This window comes from Glycomyces artemisiae (assembly GCF_003002955.1).
In the GTDB taxonomy this organism is placed as follows: domain Bacteria; phylum Actinomycetota; class Actinomycetes; order Mycobacteriales; family Micromonosporaceae; genus Glycomyces; species Glycomyces artemisiae.
This window is the reverse complement of the sequence record NZ_PVTJ01000005.1, coordinates 165,512-182,552: the sequence shown is the minus strand read 5'-3', so window position 1 is coordinate 182,552 and position 17,041 is coordinate 165,512. Positions and strand designations below refer to the sequence as shown.

Sequence of the window (17,041 nt, the reverse complement as noted above, 5' to 3'; positions counted from 1 at the left end):
CTACTGCTAGAACAACCGGCCCGCGGCCCGGTCGTCGTCTTCGTCTTCTTCTTCGGTGAGGAGCGGCGCGATGTCGTCGCCGCGCTCGATCGCCTCGTACAGCTCGGCCTCCTTGGCCTGCTTGGCCTCGGAGACGTCGGCCCAGAACGATTTGAGCGATTCCCTCATTCCAGCACCGGCATCGCCGATCCGCTCGGCGACCCCGCCCGGAGTGACCGACTCCGCCGCCTTGGTGATCTTGCGGACCACCACGACGCCGACCACGACACCGATGCCTACCCAGATCATCCGCTTGAGCACGGGGACCCCTCAATCCGTTTTACGAACGATGTCACTTCGAAGCGCGGCGGTGCTATTTCGCTGCACGGCGGCGGGCCTTCGCGGACCGCTTGGCCTCGCGCTTGGTCTGGCGCGACGCCTCGACCATGCGGCGGACCTGGTCCTCGTCGTAGCCCTGGTTGCGCTTCTTCACGGCCGTGCGCAGGCCGAAGCCGAACGCGGCGGCCTTCACCAGCGGCGAGCCGACGGCCGAGACGACCAGGCTCGTGATGTTCGCGACGTTCGAGGAGATGTGGGCGGCGTTCCCGGTGATCGCCGAGACCTTCTCCAGTTCGCCTTCGACCTGCACGAGGGAGGCGTTCACGTTGTCGAGCGTCGTGTTCGCGTTCCGCAGGATCGGGCCGATCTCATGGTCGACCTTGTCGAGGATGCCGTTGACGCGCGCGACCGTGCCGTTGAGCTTCCGGATGAGGCCCACCGCGAGCATGAGGCTGAAGATGAAGAACGCGACCGCGGCGATGAGCAGCGCGACTTCCCAAAGGCCGACATTGTTGAACTCCACTGCCAACGTCTCGCCTGGCACAGCTCTTCCCCCTTGCTGAAGCATTGACCGACCGGTGCGGCTGGTGAATGGACCCGGTTCTCGCGTAGAAGCGACGCAGCCACGACCTTACCTTGCGGGATCGGACATCCGACGCAACGGGGCGCGGCCCGGCCTATCCGGCCTCGGTGAGGGCGCGGCGGTCCTCCGCGAGGCGCGGCAGGGCCGCCTGGGCGGCGACGACCGCGGTCACTTCCGAACCGACGCACAGCTCGTACCGGTCGTCGCACTCGACGGGGACGACCCACAGCTCCAGGTACAGCTCGTCGCGCACATAGCAGCCCTCCTCGCCGATGCCGCCGACGCACGTCCCCGGCTCGGCCGGGGCCCACCCGGCGTTGAGCACGGCCTCCCAGTACACCTGGGACGTGTCCTCGACGGTCCCCTCGGACTCCCAGGTGCGCATGCGGACCCGGCACTCCCCCACGCACCAGCGCGAGCCGTACGTCTCGTCGGCGACGCTCACGGCGGCCCACGCCGGGACGGCGAGCTCGTCGGCGGCGCGGCGGGTCGGGTCGACGGTGACGGCGCGGCCGAGGAACAGGACCGCGGCCACGAGCAGCACCGCCGAGACGCCGATCGCGATCACGCCCATGCGCAGCCGCTCGATCCGGGCCCCGGTGCCCTCCAGCGCCGCCGCGAGGCGGCCCGGCCGCGGCGGGCGGTCAGTCGCCATCGGCGGGCTTCCGGCCCTCGTCGGCCTTGCGGACGATGCGGCGGAGCTTGTCGAGGCGGGGCCCGATCTCGCCTTCCAGGCCGTGGCGGGTGGGCCGGTAGTAGTCGCGTCCGGCGACGACGTCGGGCGCGTACCGCTGCGGCACGACGCCGCGCGGGTCGGCGTGCGGGTAGACGTAGGCGGCGCCGTGGCCGAGGTGCTTCGCGCCGCCGTAGTGGGCGTCGCGCAGGTCCGGCGGGACCGGGCCGATCTTCCCTTGGCGCACATCGCGAATGGCCTCGTCGATCGCGGTGATCACCGCGTTCGACTTGGGGGCGGTCGCAAGGTGCGCGACGGCCTGCGCGAGGTTGATGCGGGCCTCGGGCATGCCGATGCGCTCGACCGCGGTCGCGGCGGCGGTCGCGGTCTGGAGCGCGGTCGGGTCGGCCATGCCGACGTCCTCCGAGGCGAAGATGACCAAGCGGCGGGCGATGAACCGCGGGTCCTCCCCGGCGACGACCATGCGCGCCAGGTAGTGCATCGCGGCGTCGACGTCGGATCCGCGGAGGCTCTTGATGAACGCGGAGGCGACGTCGTAGTGGCCGTCGCCGTCCCGGTCGTAGCGGACCGCGGCGGTGTCGATGGCGGCCTCGACGACCGCGACGGTGATGGTGTCGTCCTCGCCGACCGAGAGGGCCGCGGCTTCGAGGGCGGTCAGGGCCTTGCGGGCGTCCCCGGCGGCGGTGCGCACGAGGTGCTCGCGGGCTTCGGCCTCAAGGGTCACTTCGCCGTTCAGGCCGCGCTCGTCGGCGACGGCGCGGTCGACGAGCTCGCCGATGTCCGTGGCGTCGAGCTCCCGCAGTGTCAGGAGCACGCAGCGGCTGACCAGCGGCGCGACCACGGAGAAGTACGGGTTCTCGGTGGTGGCGGCCAGGAGCGTGATCGTGCGGTCCTCGACGGCGCCGAGGAGCGAGTCCTGCTGCGTCTTGGTGAAGCGGTGGACCTCGTCGATGAACAGGATCGTCTGGGGGCCGCCGGTGCGGCGGATGCGGCGGGCCTCGTCGATCGCGGCGCGCACGTCCTTGACGCCGGAGTTGAGGGCCGACATCGCGCGGAAGCGCCGGTCGCCGGACTGGGCGACCAGGTGCGCGATCGTGGTCTTCCCGGAGCCGGGCGGGCCCCACAGGATCACCGAGAGCGGCTGGCGGCCCTCGACGACCTGCCGCAGCGGCGACCCCGCGCCGAGCAGGTGGTCCTGGCCCACGAGCTCGTCGAGGGCGCGCGGGCGCATGCGCACCGCGAGCGGCTCGTCGCCGGTGGCGGCGCCGGTGCCGAGGATGCCCGACTGCTGCGGATCGGGCGGCTGGGCGATATCGAACAGGCCTGGTGCGTCCATCTCGCCTTCAGCGTAAGCCATGCGCATGAGCGGACCGCACAACCGAGACGTTGCTGTGGGCTGTCGTCCGGACGCGCAAAGGGCCGCCGCACCGGTCGGTGCGGCGGCCCTCAAGGCGTGCGGGGGCTACATGCCCGAGCGCATGAACTCCTCGAACGGGACGAGGTTGTCCGTGTCGGGGGCCGCGATGTCGTACGAGCCGCCGATCTCGGTGATCTCGGAGGTCATCTCCATGACGATGCCGTCCATCTCGGGGAGGGCCATGGTCATCGACTTGAGCAGGCCGTTGTCGTCGAGGGTCACGGTCACCTCGGTGCCTTCGAGCGCGGTGGCGTCGGCGTCGGGGATGTCCTCGACGAAGGGCGCGAGCGCCTCGGAGTCGGCGGAGAGGGTGCCGGTGAAGGTGTTGTCGCCGGTCTCCTCGACGTTCTCCAGGCTGCTGAGCATGGTCTCGGTCTGGGCCTTGAGGTCCAGGCCGCCGAACTGGCCGTAGACCTCGGCCATGTCGCCCTCGGTCATGTCGAGGGTGAACCAGGCGTCCTCGCCGTACTGCTCGGCCATGCCGTCGAACATGCCGCCGCTGAACTGCATGTAGGCGGTGTCGCCGACGATGATCGACTCGGAGTGCATGTCGCCGAACAGGGAGGCCATGCTCGGGTCGATCTCCTCGCCGGCGGCCTCGGCCATGGCGCTCATGGAGATGTCGCCCACGGACTTGGCGTTCTCGCCGTCGACCGTGGTGGTCATGGTGACGAACTCGGAGCCGCTGACGGTCATGGACGACTCCATGACGTAGGAGTCGTCGTCGAGCCCGGTCACGGCGGCCAGCACGGCCTCCTGCGGGGACAGGGCCGCGGCGGCCTCGTTGTCCGCGGTGTCGCCGGACCCGCCTCCGGCGGTGTCGTTGGAGCCGTCGCCGCAGGCGGCGAGGCCGAGGCCGAACGCGGCGACGGCGACGACGCCGGTGAGGCGCAAGGAGGTGCGGGAGTGCATGGGTGTGCTCCTGGGGTCTGGGGATCTGCGTTCCTGCTCTGAGCTTAAGGGACGCGGGCAACGCGCCGGGGTACGGCTCCGTTCACATGACGGGACCGTTGCCGGTGGACATCACGGGCGATACCTGCTTAGGATGGCAATTCCATCGAAATACCTCAATGTCATGATTTCTCCGCTTCCGTACCGGCACCACGAGAGAGAAGGAGCAGCCATGCGACGCAGACTGCCCGCCATCGGCGCGGCGCTCGCCGGGATCATGCTGGCTTCGGGCGCCACCGCGGCGTCCGCGCAGGACGAGGCCCCCGCGCAGAACCCGGCATTCGACTTCGCGAACGGCGACACCGTCGCCACCGGCCTTACCATCCCTTGGGGGCTCGCATTCCTCCCGGACGGCGTCTCAGGCCTTGTGGCCGAACGCAACTCGGGCGACGTGCTGCGCATCGGCACCGATGCCGACCCGGCCGTCCTGGGGACGCTCGACGTCGTCGGCGGCACGAGCTCGATCGACGAGCGCGGGCTCCTGGGCCTGGCCGTCTCGCCGACGTTCGCGACCGACGGCTGGGTCTACGCATATCTGTCCACTGCGGAGGACAACCGGGTCGTGCGGTTCACCCTCGAATCGTTCGACCCCGAGCCGGTCGTCACCGGCATCCCCTCCGCACTCAACCACAACGGCGGCCGCCTTGCGTTCGGGCCCGACGGCAAGCTGTACATCACCACCGGCGACGCGAACGACACCGCGAACGCGCAGGACCTCGACAGCCTCGGCGGGAAGATCCTGCGGGCGAACCCCGACGGCTCAGTGCCCGAGGACAACCCGTTCGAGGGATCGCTGGTCTACACGTGGGGCAACCGCAACGTCCAGGGCCTGTCCTGGGACGCCGACGGGGACCTGTACTTCTCGGAACTGGGCCAGAACACCTGGGACGAGCTGAACTTCGGCGTCGCAGGCGGCAACTACGGCTGGCCCGAGGTCGAGGGCACCGGCGGGGGGCCCGAGTTCGTCGACCCGATCGCCACCTGGTCGACCGCGGAGGCGTCCCCTTCGGGCGCTGAAGTCGTGGGCGACACCGCCTACATCGCGGCCCTGCGCGGCCAGCGCCTGTGGACGGTCCCGGTCGCCGACGGCGAAGCGGGAGAACCGGTCGCGGTCCTTGAGTCGACCCTCGGCCGCATCCGCACGGTCGAACTCGGACCGGACGGCTGGCTGTGGGTGACCACCTCGAACGGCAACGGGACCGACAAGGTCTTGCGGTACAGGCCGATCGAGGCTTAGCGAACGCGCTGCGGCCCGCGGATCGTGCATCCTATAGGAAATAGGATGCACGATCCGCGGGCCGCGCTGTGCGCCTGCGAATGTCAGCCGGTAGCGGCCTCGCTGGTCGGCTCCTCGGTGGTCGGATCTTCCGACGTCGGATCCTCGGAGGTGGGCTCTTCCGTAGTCGGCTCCTCCGTTGTGGGTTCCTCGGTGGTCGGCTCCTCGCTCGGCGTCTCCGAGGTCTCCTCGTCGGTGGTCCGGTCCCAGGTGTCGTCGTCGTCCTCGGTGGTCGTTTCGTCTTCGGTCGGCGACTCGCTCTCGGTCGTGACCGTCTCTGCGGGCGAGGACGTGTTGTCGGTGATGTTCCCCGAAGGATCGTCGTTGTTGGTATTGATCCACCAGATCAGGCCGCCGATGAGGGCCAGAGCCGCGACGATGCCCGCGATGATGAACCACATCGTGGCGCGGTTCTTCTCCTCGGTCTGGCCGAGCTGGCTCGTGGGCTGCGCGGCGGTGTCGCCGCCCGCGCCCGCGGCCATGGCGCCGCCGAGGAGGGCCGTCTGGTCGGAGCCGAAGTACTGGGTCTGCTGGCCGTCGGGCGGGGTCGATCCGGCGGCGGGGAGGGCGCCGGTGACGACGCGGCCCTCGCGGGCGGAGCGGGCCATGTCGGCGGCCGAGCCGTAGCGGGCGCGCGGGTCCTTCTGGAGGGCCTGGAGGACGACCTGGGCGACCCCGGGCGGGATGTCGCGGGAGAGCGGGGGCGGGGCCTGGGTCATGTGGCCGTTCATGACCGCGACGGGCGTGTCGGAGACGAACGGCGGGCGGCCCATGAGGGCCTCGTAGGCGACGATGCCGAGCGAGTAGAGGTCGCTGGCGCCGGTCAGCTCGGCGCCGTTGAGCTGCTCGGGTGAGGCGTACGCGAGGGTGCCCATGACGGTGCCGGTCTCGGTGAGGCCGGAGGCGCCGCGGGCGGCGGAGATGCCGAAGTCGACGATCTTGGCGGCGCCGGTCTCCTCGTCGACGAGGAGGTTCGCGGGCTTGATGTCGCGGTGGATGATGTCGTGGCGGTGGGCCGTCTCCAGGGCGTCGGCCGCGGCGGCGACGATCTGCATGACCTCGGCGGGCGGGAGCGGGCCGCGGTCGCGGAGGATCTCGGCGAGGGACCGGCCGCGGACGAGCTCCATGACCAGGTAGGAGATGAGGCCGTCGTCGCCCTCCTCCTCGCCGTAGTCGTAGAGCGCGACGATGCCGGGCGACTGGAGCGCGGCGACGGCGCGGGCTTCGAGCTGGAACCGGGCGCGGAACTTGTCGCTGTTGGAGAGTCCGGCGTGCAAGATCTTGATGGCGACGGTGCGGCCCAGCCGGGTGTCGGTGCCCTTCCAGACCTCCCCCATGCCGCCCGCGGCCAGTCGTTCGTCCAATCGGTAGCGCCCCGCCACCGAGGTCCCGCTCTGCACGTCGAACCCGCTCCTCTTACTCCTGCATCGGCCGGATGTTACATATATCAGCCGTCAACGCGCCGCGGCCACTTCCCAAGGACTCCTGCCAGTTCGGAAAACGCTGAGGGGCGGCCGGGCACTCCGAAAACGAGTGCGGCCCGAGCCGTCGGCTCGGGCCGCGCACTACGACATCGTAGGGCTAAGAGGCAACGGGGTCGGTACCCGCTTCCTCCTCTTCCGTCTCCGGAACGTAGTCGATGCCCGCCTCTTCGCGTTGTTCGGGCGTGATCGGCGTGGGGGCCGAGGTCAGCGGGTCGAAGCCGCCGCCGGTCTTCGGGAACGCGATGACGTCGCGGATCGAGTCGGCGCCGGACAGGATCGCGCAGACGCGGTCCCAGCCGAAGGCGATGCCGCCGTGCGGCGGGGCGCCGTACTTGAGGCCTTCGAGAAGGAACCCGAACTTCTCCTTGGCGTCCTCGTGGGTGAGGCCGAGCACGTCGAAGACGCGGGACTGGACCTTGCCGTCGTGGATACGGATGGACCCGCCCGCGATCTCGTTGCCGTTGCAGACGATGTCGTACGCGTACGTCAGCGCGTGCTCCGGGTCGGTCTCGAACTTGTCGATCCACTCGGGGTTCGGGGAGGTGAACGGGTGGTGGATCGCGGTCCAGCCGCCGTCGTCGGTGCGCTCGAACATGGGGGCGTCGACGACCCAGCAGAACGCCCACGCGTCGGGGTCGATGAGGCCGGTGCGCTTGCCGAGTTCGAGGCGGGCGGCGCCGAGCAGCTCCTGGGCCTCGCGGCGGTCGGCGGAGGCGGCGAAGAAGACCGCGTCCCCGGCCTTGGCGCCGACGGCGTCGGCGAGCCCGGCGAGGTGCTCCTCGGAGAGGTTCTTGGCGACGGGGCCCTTCGGCTCGCCGGTCTCGGCGTTGAAGGTGATGTAGGCGAGGCCCTTGGCGCCGCGCGCCTTGGCCCAGTCCTGCCAGCCGTCGAGCTCCTTGCGGGTCTGGGATGCGCCGCCGGGCATGACGACCGCGCCGACGTAGCCGCCCGCGTCGATCGCGCCGGCGAAGACGCGGAACTCGGTGCCGCGCAGGTAGTCGGTGAGCTCGACGAGCTCCTGGCCGAAGCGCAGGTCGGGCTTGTCGGAGCCGTACCGGTCCATGGCGTCGTGCCAGGTCAGCCGCTGGATCGGGGTCGGGATCGCGTAGTCGGCGAGTTCGGCCCACAGCGCGGAGACGATGCGCTCGCCGAGGGCGATCACGTCGTCCTGGTCGACGAACGAGGCCTCGATGTCGAGCTGGGTGAACTCGGGCTGGCGGTCGGCGCGGAAGTCCTCGTCGCGGTAGCAGCGGGCGATCTGGTAGTACTTCTCGAAGCCGCCGACCATGAGGAGCTGCTTGAACAGCTGCGGGGACTGCGGGAGCGCGTACCAGGAGCCGGGCCGCAGGCGGGCGGGCACGAGGAAGTCGCGGGCGCCCTCGGGGGTGGAGCGGGTGAGGGTCGGGGTCTCGACCTCGACGTAGCCCTCTTCGGCGAGGAGGTTGCGCGCGATGTGGTTGGCCTTGGAGCGCAGGCGGATCGCGTCGTTGGGGCCGGTGCGGCGCAGGTCGAGGTAGCGGTGGCGCAGGCGGATGTCCTCGGAGACGTCCACGTGGTCGTCGATTTGGAACGGCAGCGGCGCGGACTCGGAGAGCACGTCGAGCGCGGTCGCGCTGATCTCGATCTCGCCGGTCGGCAGGTCCGGGTTCTCGTTGCCTTCGGGGCGGCGCGCGACGGTGCCGGTGATCGACACGCAGTACTCGTTGCGCAGCTTCTGGGCGGCCTCGGCGGCCTCCGAGTCGCGGAAGACGACCTGGACGACGCCCGAGGCGTCGCGCAGATCCACGAACTCCACCCCACCGTGATCGCGGCGACGCGCCACCCATCCGGCGAGGGTGACTTGCTGGTCGACGTCAGCGGCACTCAGCGTGCCGGCGAGGTGTGTCCGATACACGGCCTCAGAACCCCTTAGCGATTGGACTGGTGAAACACCGGCGCCTGTCAAGCGCCAGCGCCAATCGTATAACCGCCGGTGCGCACCGGTCGCGCGCATATCGCCGGGCACGGCAGGGGTCACCCGGAGGGGTCGGGCCGTCAGCGAGCCCGTTCCCTCACGCCGCTTCAGCGAGCCAGAGCGCTGAACCCAAGCAGTCGGACCACGACGTCGAGGAAGCGCCGCGCGTCGGCGACGATGGAGTCGGCCTCTTCGGGGGTGACGATGTCGGGGATGCCCGCTTGGGCGAGGACCCGCTTGCGGGCGGTGCGGGCGAAGTGGGAGGCCCACTCCTCCAGCTCGGGCGCGACGTTGCGCAGGAGCTCCCAGGTGCTCGACGGGCGGCCGGGGCGGCGCCTGCCGGTGGCGTCCCCGGCGCGGACGGCGAGGACGGCGACGGCGACGCGCAGCGCCGCCATGTGGGCCTCGGCGTAGCGCTCGCCGGGGCGCACGCGCTCGGCGGCGTCGTCGAGGTCGGCGCGGGCGGTGGCGAGCAGTTGCAGCGGGGAGCGGTTCGGTAGTTGGTCGGCGGGAATGCGCAGGCGGGAGTTGGAGACGGTGCCGGCCTGCACGAGTCGGGGGGAGGAGCCGGTGCCGGCGGTCGACACGGTCGATGCGGATCGGGTGGCTCCGGGTCGGGAAGCAGCCATGGTGGCCTCCTAAACCTCTGTTCGAACTTGCGTTCGAGAAATATGGAACCACAGGGGTACGACATTTCCAACCCCCAACTTCGCACAAAATCAGCGCATCGCTACGGATTGTCGCCCATCCGACAGCAGAACCCTTGCGCAGCAATGCGAAAGGGCCGCGGACAATGCAGTCCGCGGCCCATTGTGTTCCCTTCCGCGTCACGCGGTGTTCGAACAGTCCCGGCACGGGCGGCCGCGCTGGAGCCGCCCGAGCGGGCTACTCCGTGATCTCGTCCACGAGGCGCAGGTGGCCGCGCGCCTCGTCGTTGCGTCCCATCCGCTGAAGGGTGCGGCCCAGGAGCAGGCGGGCGTAGAAGTCGGCAGGGTTGGCCTCGACCATCTTCTCCGAGAGCGCCAGCGCCTTGTTCAGCTGCGCCGACTTGAAGTAGGCGCGGGCCGCCACGAGCATGACGTCCGGATGCTCCGGGTGGTCGCGCAGGAGCGGCTCCAGGAACTTCAGGGCGGCGTGCGGGTCCTTCTGGGCGAGCATCTCCTCGGCGTCGCGCAGGCGCTGGGTCTCCTCGGGGACCTGCCGTCCGCGCGCGGCGGAGTCGATGAAGGCGGCGATCTGGTCGTCGGTGATGTCGTCGGAGCGCATTCGACCCTCAACGCCCGGGGGCGCGGGATCATTCCCGGTCAGTCGTTGCGCAGGGCCGCGCCGACGACGATGACGAGCTGGAGCAGGCCGAGCGCGGCCAGGAGCATCCACGCGGTGATCGCGATCGTCACGACCCCTTCGGTCCACTCGGCGTACTGGCCGCCTCCGGCGACGGCGATGACGCCGCACGCACCGAGGCCCAGGGCCACGACCACTTCGCGGACCGAGCGCTCCCCCATCGTGGTCATGCCGAGGTCGTTGAGGCCGACCTGCCGGGCGCGCATGCGGGTGAGGACGTACATCCAGCACAGGGCGCCGGTCACGGTGACGGCCCAGCCGGGCGCGCCGAGGAGCCACAGGGCGAGCAGCCAGGCGCCTTCGGAGCAGCGCGCGGCGAGGGGTTCGAGGACGAGGACCCGCCGCGACAGGCTCGTGGAGCGGGCGGCCAGGAGCATGTAGGAGGCGTCGGCGAGGGCCGTGACCGCCAGGAGCGGCAGGGCGATGAGCACGACGGGTCCGCCGACGACGACGCAGACGGGGATGAAGAGGCTCGCGGTGAGGCCGACGCCGACGACCGCGCCGGGCTGGAACCGGGTGGAGAGGATGACCCGGCCTACAAGGGAGTCGGCGGGCACTCGGGTGCGCATGGGTCTTGTTGTAGCAGACGGCATCACACGCGTATTCGCAGCATCGGACATAGCAGAGGACTCTACGTGTTGCGGCAGTGACCGCAATCCCCCAGTCGTGTCGTCCGGTTCCCTATGGGCGCAGGTTCTTCCAGACGCGGCGCGTCGACCGCGAGTGGTTCAGGGTCGTGAAGTGCAGCCCGGGGGCGCCTTCTTCGAGGAGGCGCGCGCCCATGGCGGTGGCGACCTCGACGCCGATGTCGCGGACCGCGTCGCGGTCGTCGGCGACGGCGCGCAGGCGCTCGGCGAGGGCCTCGGGGAAGACCATCCCGGTGAGGACCGCGAACCGCTCGATCTGCTTGATGTTCGTGATCGGCATGATGCCCGGCACGATCGGGATGTCGCATCCGGCGGCGGCGACGGCGTCGCGCAGCCGCAGGTAGTCCTCGACGTCGTAGAAGATCTGCGTGATCGCGAAGTCGGCCCCGGCGCGGCACTTCTCCACGAAGTAGCGGACCCCGGTGTCCCAGTCGACGTCCCGCGGGTGCCCGTCGGGGAACGCGGCGACGCCGACGCTGAAGTCGCCGGACTCCTTGATGAGCTCGACGAGCTCGCGGGCGTGCAGGATGCCCTCGGGGTGCTGGACCCAGTCGGCGCGCGGGTTGCCCGGCGGGTCGCCGCGCACCGCGAGGATGTTGCGGACCCCGACGTTCGCGAAGTGGCCGATGAGGTTCCGCAGCTCGGCCACGGAGTGGTCGACGGCGGTGCAGTGCGCCATCGTCAGCAGCGTCGTCTCCGAGTTGACGAGGTTCGTGGTGTCGACGGTCTTGAGCCGCGTGGACCCGCCCGCGCCGTAGGTCACCGACACGTAGTCGGCGCCGAGGCGCTCCAGGTCGCGGATGGTCCGCCACAGGACGCCCTCGGCGGCCTCGTCGCGGGGCGGGAACAGCTCGAACGAGAACTTGGGCTCGCCGGACCGCAGCAGGTCGCCGATCTTGGCGGCCTTGACCGGCATCACGCTGGGCGTCCCGAGTGTCATGACCCAACGGTAACGGGACTGACACACGTGTGCTGACCTGCATTCGCGGACACCCAACAGGTGGGACGCGCGGAAGCTCGTCTAGCGTTCGGAACGTGGAGCTCAACGAGCGCGTCGACGCGGCCCTGGCGGCCTTCCTGGACCGGCAGGCCGCGGTCATCTGCGGCATCGACGAACGGCTCGGCGTCTACGCCGACGCGGTGCGCGACTTCGTGCTCGGCGGCGGGAAGCGGCTGCGGCCCGCGTTCGCGTACTGGGGCGCCCGCGGGGCGGGCCTGGAGGACTCCGACGAGCTCGTCGCCTGCGTCTCCTCCCTCGAACTGCTCCAGGCGTCCGCGCTCATGCACGACGACCTCATCGACGGCTCCGACACGCGGCGCGGCGCCCCCTCGATCCACCGGCGCTTCGCGTCCCTCCACGAGCGCGAAGGCTGGTCGGGACGGCCGCTGGAGTTCGGGTCGGCGGCCGCGATCCTCCTCGGGGACCTGTGCCTGGCCTGGTCCGACGAGCTGTTCTGCTCCGCGGGGATGCCGTTCGAGAAAGTCGCGGCCGCGCGGAGCGACTTCGACCTGATGCGCACCGAAGTGAGCGCCGGGCAGTACCTCGACGTGCTCTCGGAGGTGCGCCGGGACGTCTCCGAGGCCACCGCCGCGAAGGTCGCCCGCTACAAGTCCGCGAAGTACACGATCGAGCGGCCGCTGCTCATCGGGGCGTCCCTCGCGGGCGCCCCCGAGCGCGTCCGCGCGCACTACTCGGCGATCGGGCTGCCGCTCGGCGAGGCGTTCCAGCTCCGCGACGACGTACTCGGCGTCTTCGGCGACCCCGCGCAGACCGGCAAGCCCGCCGGGGACGACCTGCGCGAAGGCAAGCACACGTTCCTGGTCGCGCGGGCCTGGGCCGCGGCCGACGCGGGCCGCCGGTCGGTCCTGGACGCCGGGCTCGGGGACCCGGACCTCGACGCCGAGGGCGTGGCGCGGCTGCGCGCGGTCCTCATGGACACCGGCGCGCTGGCGGACACCGAGCACCGCATCGAGGCGCTCGCCGCGGAAGCGGAAGCGGCCCTGGAGGACTCGCGGGCCGACGTCGACCCCGCGGCCCTGGAGGTCTTCGCGGGCCTCCTCGTGAAGGCCGTGAAGCGCGACTTCTAGGCCGGCGGCCGCAGGCCTCACGCTGCGACACCGCTTCAGAGGTCGGCGAGTCTGCGGCGGAGGTCGTCGGCGCCGGCGTGGCCGATGTCGGTGAGGATTCCCAGCGCCTCCTGCAACGCCTCGCGGGCGGCGTCGGGGTCACCGGCCGAGAGGTGGAGTTCGCCGAGAGACGAGAGCACCTCGCCCTCTCCCCGGCGCGATCCGGCTTCGCGAACGCGCGCGAGGGCCAGGTGGTAACAGGAGCGTGCGCGTTCGTACCGGCCGAGGCGATGGTGGATGAAGCCGAGGCTGTCCAATACGGCGGCCTCCAGGTGGGGGCGCAGGTCGGATTCGACCGCTTGGCAGGCATCGAGTGCTCGTTCGCAGTATTCGATCGCCTCCTTGTACTCGCCGAGCTGGGCGTGATACCAGCCGACCGCGTTCAGCGCGCGGGACACGCCGATGCGGCTGCCTTGCGCACTGGAGAGCTCCAGAAACCGCTGGGAGTGTTCAAGTGCCGCGCCGTGACGTCCTTGCAGCGCGGCCAGGTTGGCGAGACCGTGGTGGGTGGCCGCCTGCGCGATACGGTCTTCGGCCGCGACGGCGAGCCGCAACGCCCGGAGCAGGTGCGCCCGGCTGTCCTCGAAACGCCCGAGCCCCGTATAGCTCCAGGCCAGGACCCGATGAGAGTGGACCTGCGCGGCCGAATCGCCGATCCGCTCCGCGGCGCCCAGGGCTGCGAGCTGGAGGACGACCTGGTCGCGCATGTGGCCGCGCACGTAGTAGAAGCCGGAGAGCGCCCAGCCGGACTGCCAGACCTGGACGTCGAGTTCGCCTTCCGGTTGGCGGAGCACGACGGCGGCCATGCCCGCATGCTCCGTCTGGAACCAGGCCCGCGCCGCCTCCCGCTCGGTGAGGGATTCGGGGGCGGTGCCGGGGCTCGGCACCCCCAGCGGGATGGCGAGCTCGTCGATGCTCGGTCGAATCATCGCGGCCGCGGGGCAGGCGGTGTGCGTGTAATGGTCCAGCAGCCGCCGCATGGCCTTTCGGCGCTCGGCTTCCGGGTCGGTGCGCTCGGCCAGCGCGGTGGCGTGCTCCCGGAGGAGGTCGTGGAGGGAGTAGCGCCCTTCGGGGCTCTGGGTGAGCAGGCTGGCCCGGGTCAGTTCCATCAGGGCGGCGGCGGTGTCGTCGGCGCTCATGCCGGTGAGGCTGGTCGCCAGTGCCGGGGACAGGTCGAGGCCCGGGTGGAGGCCGAGGAGGCGGTAGGTGCGCTGTGCCGGGGCGGAGAGGTGGCGGTAGGACCGGTCGAACACCTCGGCGACCGAGGTGGACGGGTCGGTGGGGCCGACGTTCAAGCGGCCGAGTCGGTTCTCGGTGAGCATGCGGGCGTAGTCGCCGACGGAGGCGGTCCGTGCGTGGTGGGTTCGGTGGTTCGCGGCCGCGATGTGGATGGCGAGCGGCAGGCGGCCGCAGGCGTCGGCGAAGGCCGCTATCTCGTCTGCTTCGGCGTCGTTGGCGATCGGCCGTCCCAGGAGGCCGCGCAGGAGCGAGGCGGCTTCGGCGCCTGAAAGGGTGTCCAGGGGCAGGTGGACGGTGCCGGAGTGGGTGGCGCGCAGTCCGTCGAGCTGGCTGCGGCTGGTGATGAGGACCAGGCAGTCCGGCTCGGTGGGTATGAGCGGGCGGACCTGCGGTTCGGCGTGGGCGTTGTCCAGCACGATCAGCATTCGCTTGCCGCGCAGTGCCTCCTGGTAGCGCGCGGCCAATGCGTCGGGGTCGTCCGGCACGGCCTCCGGGTCGACGCCCAGTTGTTCGAGCAGGCCGGCGAGCGCCTGGTGCGGGTCGGTCGGAGGCAGGTCGGCGTAGCCGTTGAGGTTGACGTACAGGCAGCCGTCGACGAAGCGCGCTTTGACCGCCCGGCTGCGCGCCCAGTGCACGGCGAGCGCGGTCTTGCCGACGCCGCCGATGCCGGTGAGTGCGGCGACGACCACCGACCGGCCGCGTCGGTGCTCGCGCAGCAGGCGGTCCAGGCGTCGCTGCTCTTGGTTGCGGCCGAAGAAGGCCCTGTCGTCGGCCGGGAGTGCGCGGGAGGGCCAGTCGGCGACGGGCTTCTCGGCGTTGAGCGAGGTGCCGGTGAGGCGGCGGCGGACTTCGTCGAGCTCGACGCGCTCGCGCAGGCTCAGACCCAGTCGCGGGTTGCTGAGGAGCTGGTCGAAGCGGTCGGGGGCGTCGCCGGTCGGGGGCTTGGGGAGGTACTCGCCGCGGATCCAGTAGTAGATCGTCACCCGGCTGACGTTCTCGGTGGTCTCGGCGATCTGCCGGACACTGCAGCCGGAGTCGGCGATGCGGGCGCGCAGCCAGCCGCCGAGCTTGGCCGGGGTGTCGAGGTGGGCGAACGCGCCGTCCTCGTCGCCGGGCCGGTGGCCGGCGAGCCAGGACCGGACGGTCTCCTCGCTCACGCCGAGCTCGTCGGCCACTTCGGCGACGGTCCGGCCGCTGTCGGAGAGGTGCACGGCCAGCCAGGAGGAGAGCTGCGCGATGGCGCTGCCGGATCGGCGGGGTTCGGGATTCACGGGTCTCCGCTGGCGGGGGCGGCGGATGGGCGAGTTCAAGATAGTTCAGCGGAAGCTTGCCGTCAACGGCCGCAGCGGATGCAATGGCGTCGTCCGTCACAGTTCCTCCCCGACGGTCCCACCCGTCCCGGCTTCGGGTCGACACCTAGGAGACGCATGTCAGAGCAGGCGGCCCGATTCCGCGACGTGTTCGCCGTCGGCGAGTTCCGGGTGCTCTGGATCGCTCAGGCGCAGTCGCGCATCGGCGACCAGTTCGCGCGGGTCGCGCTGTCGCTGCTGGTGTTCGAACGGACCTCGTCGGCGGCGCTCACCGCGCTGGTCTACGCCTCGACCTACCTGCCGCCGCTGCTCACCGCACCCCTGCTCGCGGGCCTGGCGGACCGGTACTCACGCCGCACCGTCATGTGGACTGTGGACGTACTGCGGGCGGTCCTCATCGGGCTCATGGCGGTTCCGGCAATGCCGCTGCCGGTGCTCGGCCTCCTCGTGGTGGCCGTCGCCTGCCCCGAACCGCTGTTCTCCTCCGCCCGCATCGCGACCCTCCCCAAAGTCCTGCCCGGCGGGCGCTACCAGGTCGGCATGGGCATCACCGGCGCCACGGACGGCATCGCGCAGATCGCCGGGTTCGCCCTGGGCGGGGTCGTCGTGGCCGCCACCGGCAGCCCGCATCTGGTCCTGGCCGTCAACGCGCTCACCTTCCTGGTCTCGGCCGCGCTCGTGCGCTGGGGCCTGCGCCCGCACCTGCCCGAGACCGGCGGGGACACCGGGAGCAGCGCCCCGAAGGGCCGGTTCGCCCTGGCCGGAGTCCGGCTCGTGGCGAGGAACCGGAGCCTGATGGGCCTGGCCGCGCTGGCCTGGACGTTCGGGTTCTACGTCGTCCCCGAATCGCTCGCCGCCCCGTACGTCGCCGAGATCGGCGCGGGAGCGTCCGCCGTCGGCCTGCTCATGGCGGCCGACGTCGCCGGGATGGCGATCGGCGGACTCCTGGTGGCCCGTCTGGGAACCGAGGTGCGGCGGCGGCTGACGGTGCCGCTCGCCTTCGCCGCCGGGCTCCCGCTCGTCGTGACGTTCGCCGAGCCGGGCGTCTGGGCTGCGGTAGCGCTGTGGGCGGTCTCCGGCCTGTGTTCGAGCTTCGTCGTCATCGCCGAGGTCAGGTTCGTGCTCCAGGTGCCCGACGAGATCCGCGCCCGCGCCATCGGCTTCGCCGCCGCCGGCCTCCAGACCGCCCAGGGGCTGGGGATGGCGCTCGCCGGCGTCCTCGCCGAAGCGCTGTCCCCGGCCTTGTCGATCGCGTTGTGCGGCGCGGCCGGCTCGGTCGTCGCGCTCGCGATCGGCCTCGTCTTCAGGCTCGCCGCACCGGACGAGCCGCAAGTCTCCGAGCGGTCGGCGCCTCCCGCCGAGGACCGCTCGGAACCGGTCAGGACATGAGCGACACAGGAGAGGAGGGAACACGATGAACCACATGCAGAAGGACACGAGCTGGGGCAAGGACACCAGCTGGGGTAAAGACACCAGCTGGGGCAAGGACATCACCTGGGGCACCCGCTAAGGGCGACTCCCGTCGGGCCCGTGCCGAATTGTCGGCACGGGCCCGACGGCGTCCTGAGCCGAGCGGCCTCAGCCCGCGACATCATTCCGACCGTCAGTGGACGATCGCCGTCTCGCCCGGTCCCCCGTTCGGAGTCGGTCGTTCGCATGACCCCCGCACGGGTGACCTGACGGTTACCCTTCGTCGC

The 17,041-nt window shown here is 71.1% G+C and carries 15 protein-coding genes; 3 read left to right on the top strand and 12 right to left on the bottom strand.

Annotated features, from left to right (window positions below; all coding sequences use genetic code 11):
- Window positions 1-6 precede the first annotated feature (6 nt).
- The 5 genes from B0I28_RS14340 to B0I28_RS14320 form a co-directional block, all read right to left on the bottom strand.
- A complete protein-coding gene (locus tag B0I28_RS14340) occupies window positions 7-300 on the bottom strand; it encodes a hypothetical protein (protein ID WP_106364527.1) in 294 nt (97 codons plus the stop codon).
- Between the two features lie 52 nt (window positions 301-352).
- A complete protein-coding gene (locus B0I28_RS14335; RefSeq protein WP_181245790.1) occupies window positions 353-841 on the bottom strand; it encodes a DUF948 domain-containing protein in 489 nt (162 codons plus the stop codon).
- Between the two features lie 154 nt (window positions 842-995).
- Window positions 996-1,556 carry a hypothetical protein gene (locus tag B0I28_RS14330; protein WP_106364525.1) on the bottom strand — a complete coding sequence of 187 codons (561 nt, stop codon included), beginning with the start codon at window positions 1,554-1,556 and terminating at the stop codon, window positions 996-998.
- The gene (locus B0I28_RS14325) at window positions 1,546-2,952 is read right to left on the bottom strand and encodes a replication-associated recombination protein A (protein ID WP_245888978.1); all 1,407 of its coding nucleotides are present in this window, start codon (window positions 2,950-2,952) and stop codon (window positions 1,546-1,548) included. Before B0I28_RS14325 ends, B0I28_RS14330 begins: the two co-directional genes overlap by 11 nt.
- A 105-nt stretch (window positions 2,953-3,057) precedes the next feature.
- Complete coding sequence (locus B0I28_RS14320) at window positions 3,058-3,924, bottom strand: hypothetical protein (protein ID WP_106364523.1); 867 nt, start codon at window positions 3,922-3,924, stop codon at window positions 3,058-3,060.
- A gap of 211 nt (window positions 3,925-4,135) precedes the next feature.
- Here B0I28_RS14320 and B0I28_RS14315 point away from each other — a divergent pair, with 211 nt between their 5' ends.
- Window positions 4,136-5,200 carry a PQQ-dependent sugar dehydrogenase gene (locus B0I28_RS14315; protein WP_245888977.1) on the top strand — a complete coding sequence of 355 codons (1,065 nt, stop codon included), beginning with the start codon at window positions 4,136-4,138 and terminating at the stop codon, window positions 5,198-5,200.
- 83 nt (window positions 5,201-5,283) lie between these two features.
- Here the strand turns inward: B0I28_RS14315 and B0I28_RS14310 are convergent, their stop codons facing one another.
- The 6 genes from B0I28_RS14310 to metF form a co-directional block, all read right to left on the bottom strand.
- A complete protein-coding gene (locus B0I28_RS14310; protein WP_146148101.1) occupies window positions 5,284-6,603 on the bottom strand; it encodes a serine/threonine-protein kinase in 1,320 nt (439 codons plus the stop codon).
- A 217-nt stretch (window positions 6,604-6,820) separates the two neighbouring features.
- Entirely contained in the window at window positions 6,821-8,617 is a 1,797-nt protein-coding gene (gene aspS, locus B0I28_RS14305) for an aspartate--tRNA ligase (protein WP_106364520.1), read from the bottom strand.
- 167 nt (window positions 8,618-8,784) lie between these two features.
- Window positions 8,785-9,306, bottom strand: coding sequence for an SAV_6107 family HEPN domain-containing protein (locus B0I28_RS14300; protein ID WP_181245789.1), 522 nt, complete (start codon window positions 9,304-9,306; stop codon window positions 8,785-8,787).
- Window positions 9,307-9,562: 256 nt separating this feature from the next.
- Window positions 9,563-9,943: a tetratricopeptide repeat protein gene (locus B0I28_RS14295; protein ID WP_106364519.1), complete on the bottom strand. Its 381-nt coding sequence runs from the start codon at window positions 9,941-9,943 to the stop codon at window positions 9,563-9,565.
- Window positions 9,944-9,981: 38 nt separating this feature from the next.
- Complete coding sequence (locus B0I28_RS14290; protein WP_106364518.1) at window positions 9,982-10,590, bottom strand: hypothetical protein; 609 nt, start codon at window positions 10,588-10,590, stop codon at window positions 9,982-9,984.
- Window positions 10,591-10,702: 112 nt separating this feature from the next.
- Complete coding sequence (metF, locus tag B0I28_RS14285) at window positions 10,703-11,608, bottom strand: methylenetetrahydrofolate reductase [NAD(P)H] (RefSeq protein WP_106364517.1); 906 nt, start codon at window positions 11,606-11,608, stop codon at window positions 10,703-10,705.
- Between the two features lie 95 nt (window positions 11,609-11,703).
- Between metF and B0I28_RS14280 the strand changes: the two genes are divergently transcribed.
- Window positions 11,704-12,756 (top strand): polyprenyl synthetase family protein, encoded by a 1,053-nt coding sequence (locus B0I28_RS14280; protein ID WP_106364516.1) that lies wholly within the window; start codon window positions 11,704-11,706, stop codon window positions 12,754-12,756.
- 35 nt (window positions 12,757-12,791) lie between these two features.
- On the opposite strand, the gene B0I28_RS14275 is transcribed toward B0I28_RS14280, so the two are convergent.
- Window positions 12,792-15,305, bottom strand: coding sequence for a tetratricopeptide repeat protein (locus B0I28_RS14275; protein WP_106364515.1), 2,514 nt, complete (start codon window positions 15,303-15,305; stop codon window positions 12,792-12,794).
- Window positions 15,306-15,461: 156 nt separating this feature from the next.
- Between B0I28_RS14275 and B0I28_RS14270 the strand changes: the two genes are divergently transcribed.
- Window positions 15,462-16,733, top strand: a complete 1,272-nt coding sequence (locus B0I28_RS14270) for an MFS transporter (RefSeq protein ID WP_181245788.1) — start codon at window positions 15,462-15,464, stop codon at window positions 16,731-16,733.
- Window positions 16,734-17,041: the final 308 nt, after the last annotated feature.

Excerpts from the sequence above, each read along its gene's own strand:
- B0I28_RS14330 (WP_106364525.1), bottom strand. The coding sequence starts at position 1,556 with ATGGCGACTGACCGCCCGCCGCGGCCGGGCCGCCTCGCGGCGGCGCTG.
- B0I28_RS14325 (WP_245888978.1), bottom strand. The coding sequence starts at position 2,952 with ATGGCTTACGCTGAAGGCGAGATGGACGCACCAGGCCTGTTCGATATC.
- B0I28_RS14320 (WP_106364523.1), bottom strand. The coding sequence starts at position 3,924 with ATGCACTCCCGCACCTCCTTGCGCCTCACCGGCGTCGTCGCCGTCGCC.
- B0I28_RS14315 (WP_245888977.1), top strand. The coding sequence starts at position 4,136 with ATGCGACGCAGACTGCCCGCCATCGGCGCGGCGCTCGCCGGGATCATG.
- B0I28_RS14300 (WP_181245789.1), bottom strand. The coding sequence starts at position 9,306 with ATGGCTGCTTCCCGACCCGGAGCCACCCGATCCGCATCGACCGTGTCG.
- B0I28_RS14295 (WP_106364519.1), bottom strand. The coding sequence starts at position 9,943 with ATGCGCTCCGACGACATCACCGACGACCAGATCGCCGCCTTCATCGAC.
- B0I28_RS14290 (WP_106364518.1), bottom strand. The coding sequence starts at position 10,590 with ATGCGCACCCGAGTGCCCGCCGACTCCCTTGTAGGCCGGGTCATCCTC.
- metF (WP_106364517.1), bottom strand. The coding sequence starts at position 11,608 with ATGACACTCGGGACGCCCAGCGTGATGCCGGTCAAGGCCGCCAAGATC.
- B0I28_RS14270 (WP_181245788.1), top strand. The coding sequence starts at position 15,462 with ATGTCAGAGCAGGCGGCCCGATTCCGCGACGTGTTCGCCGTCGGCGAG.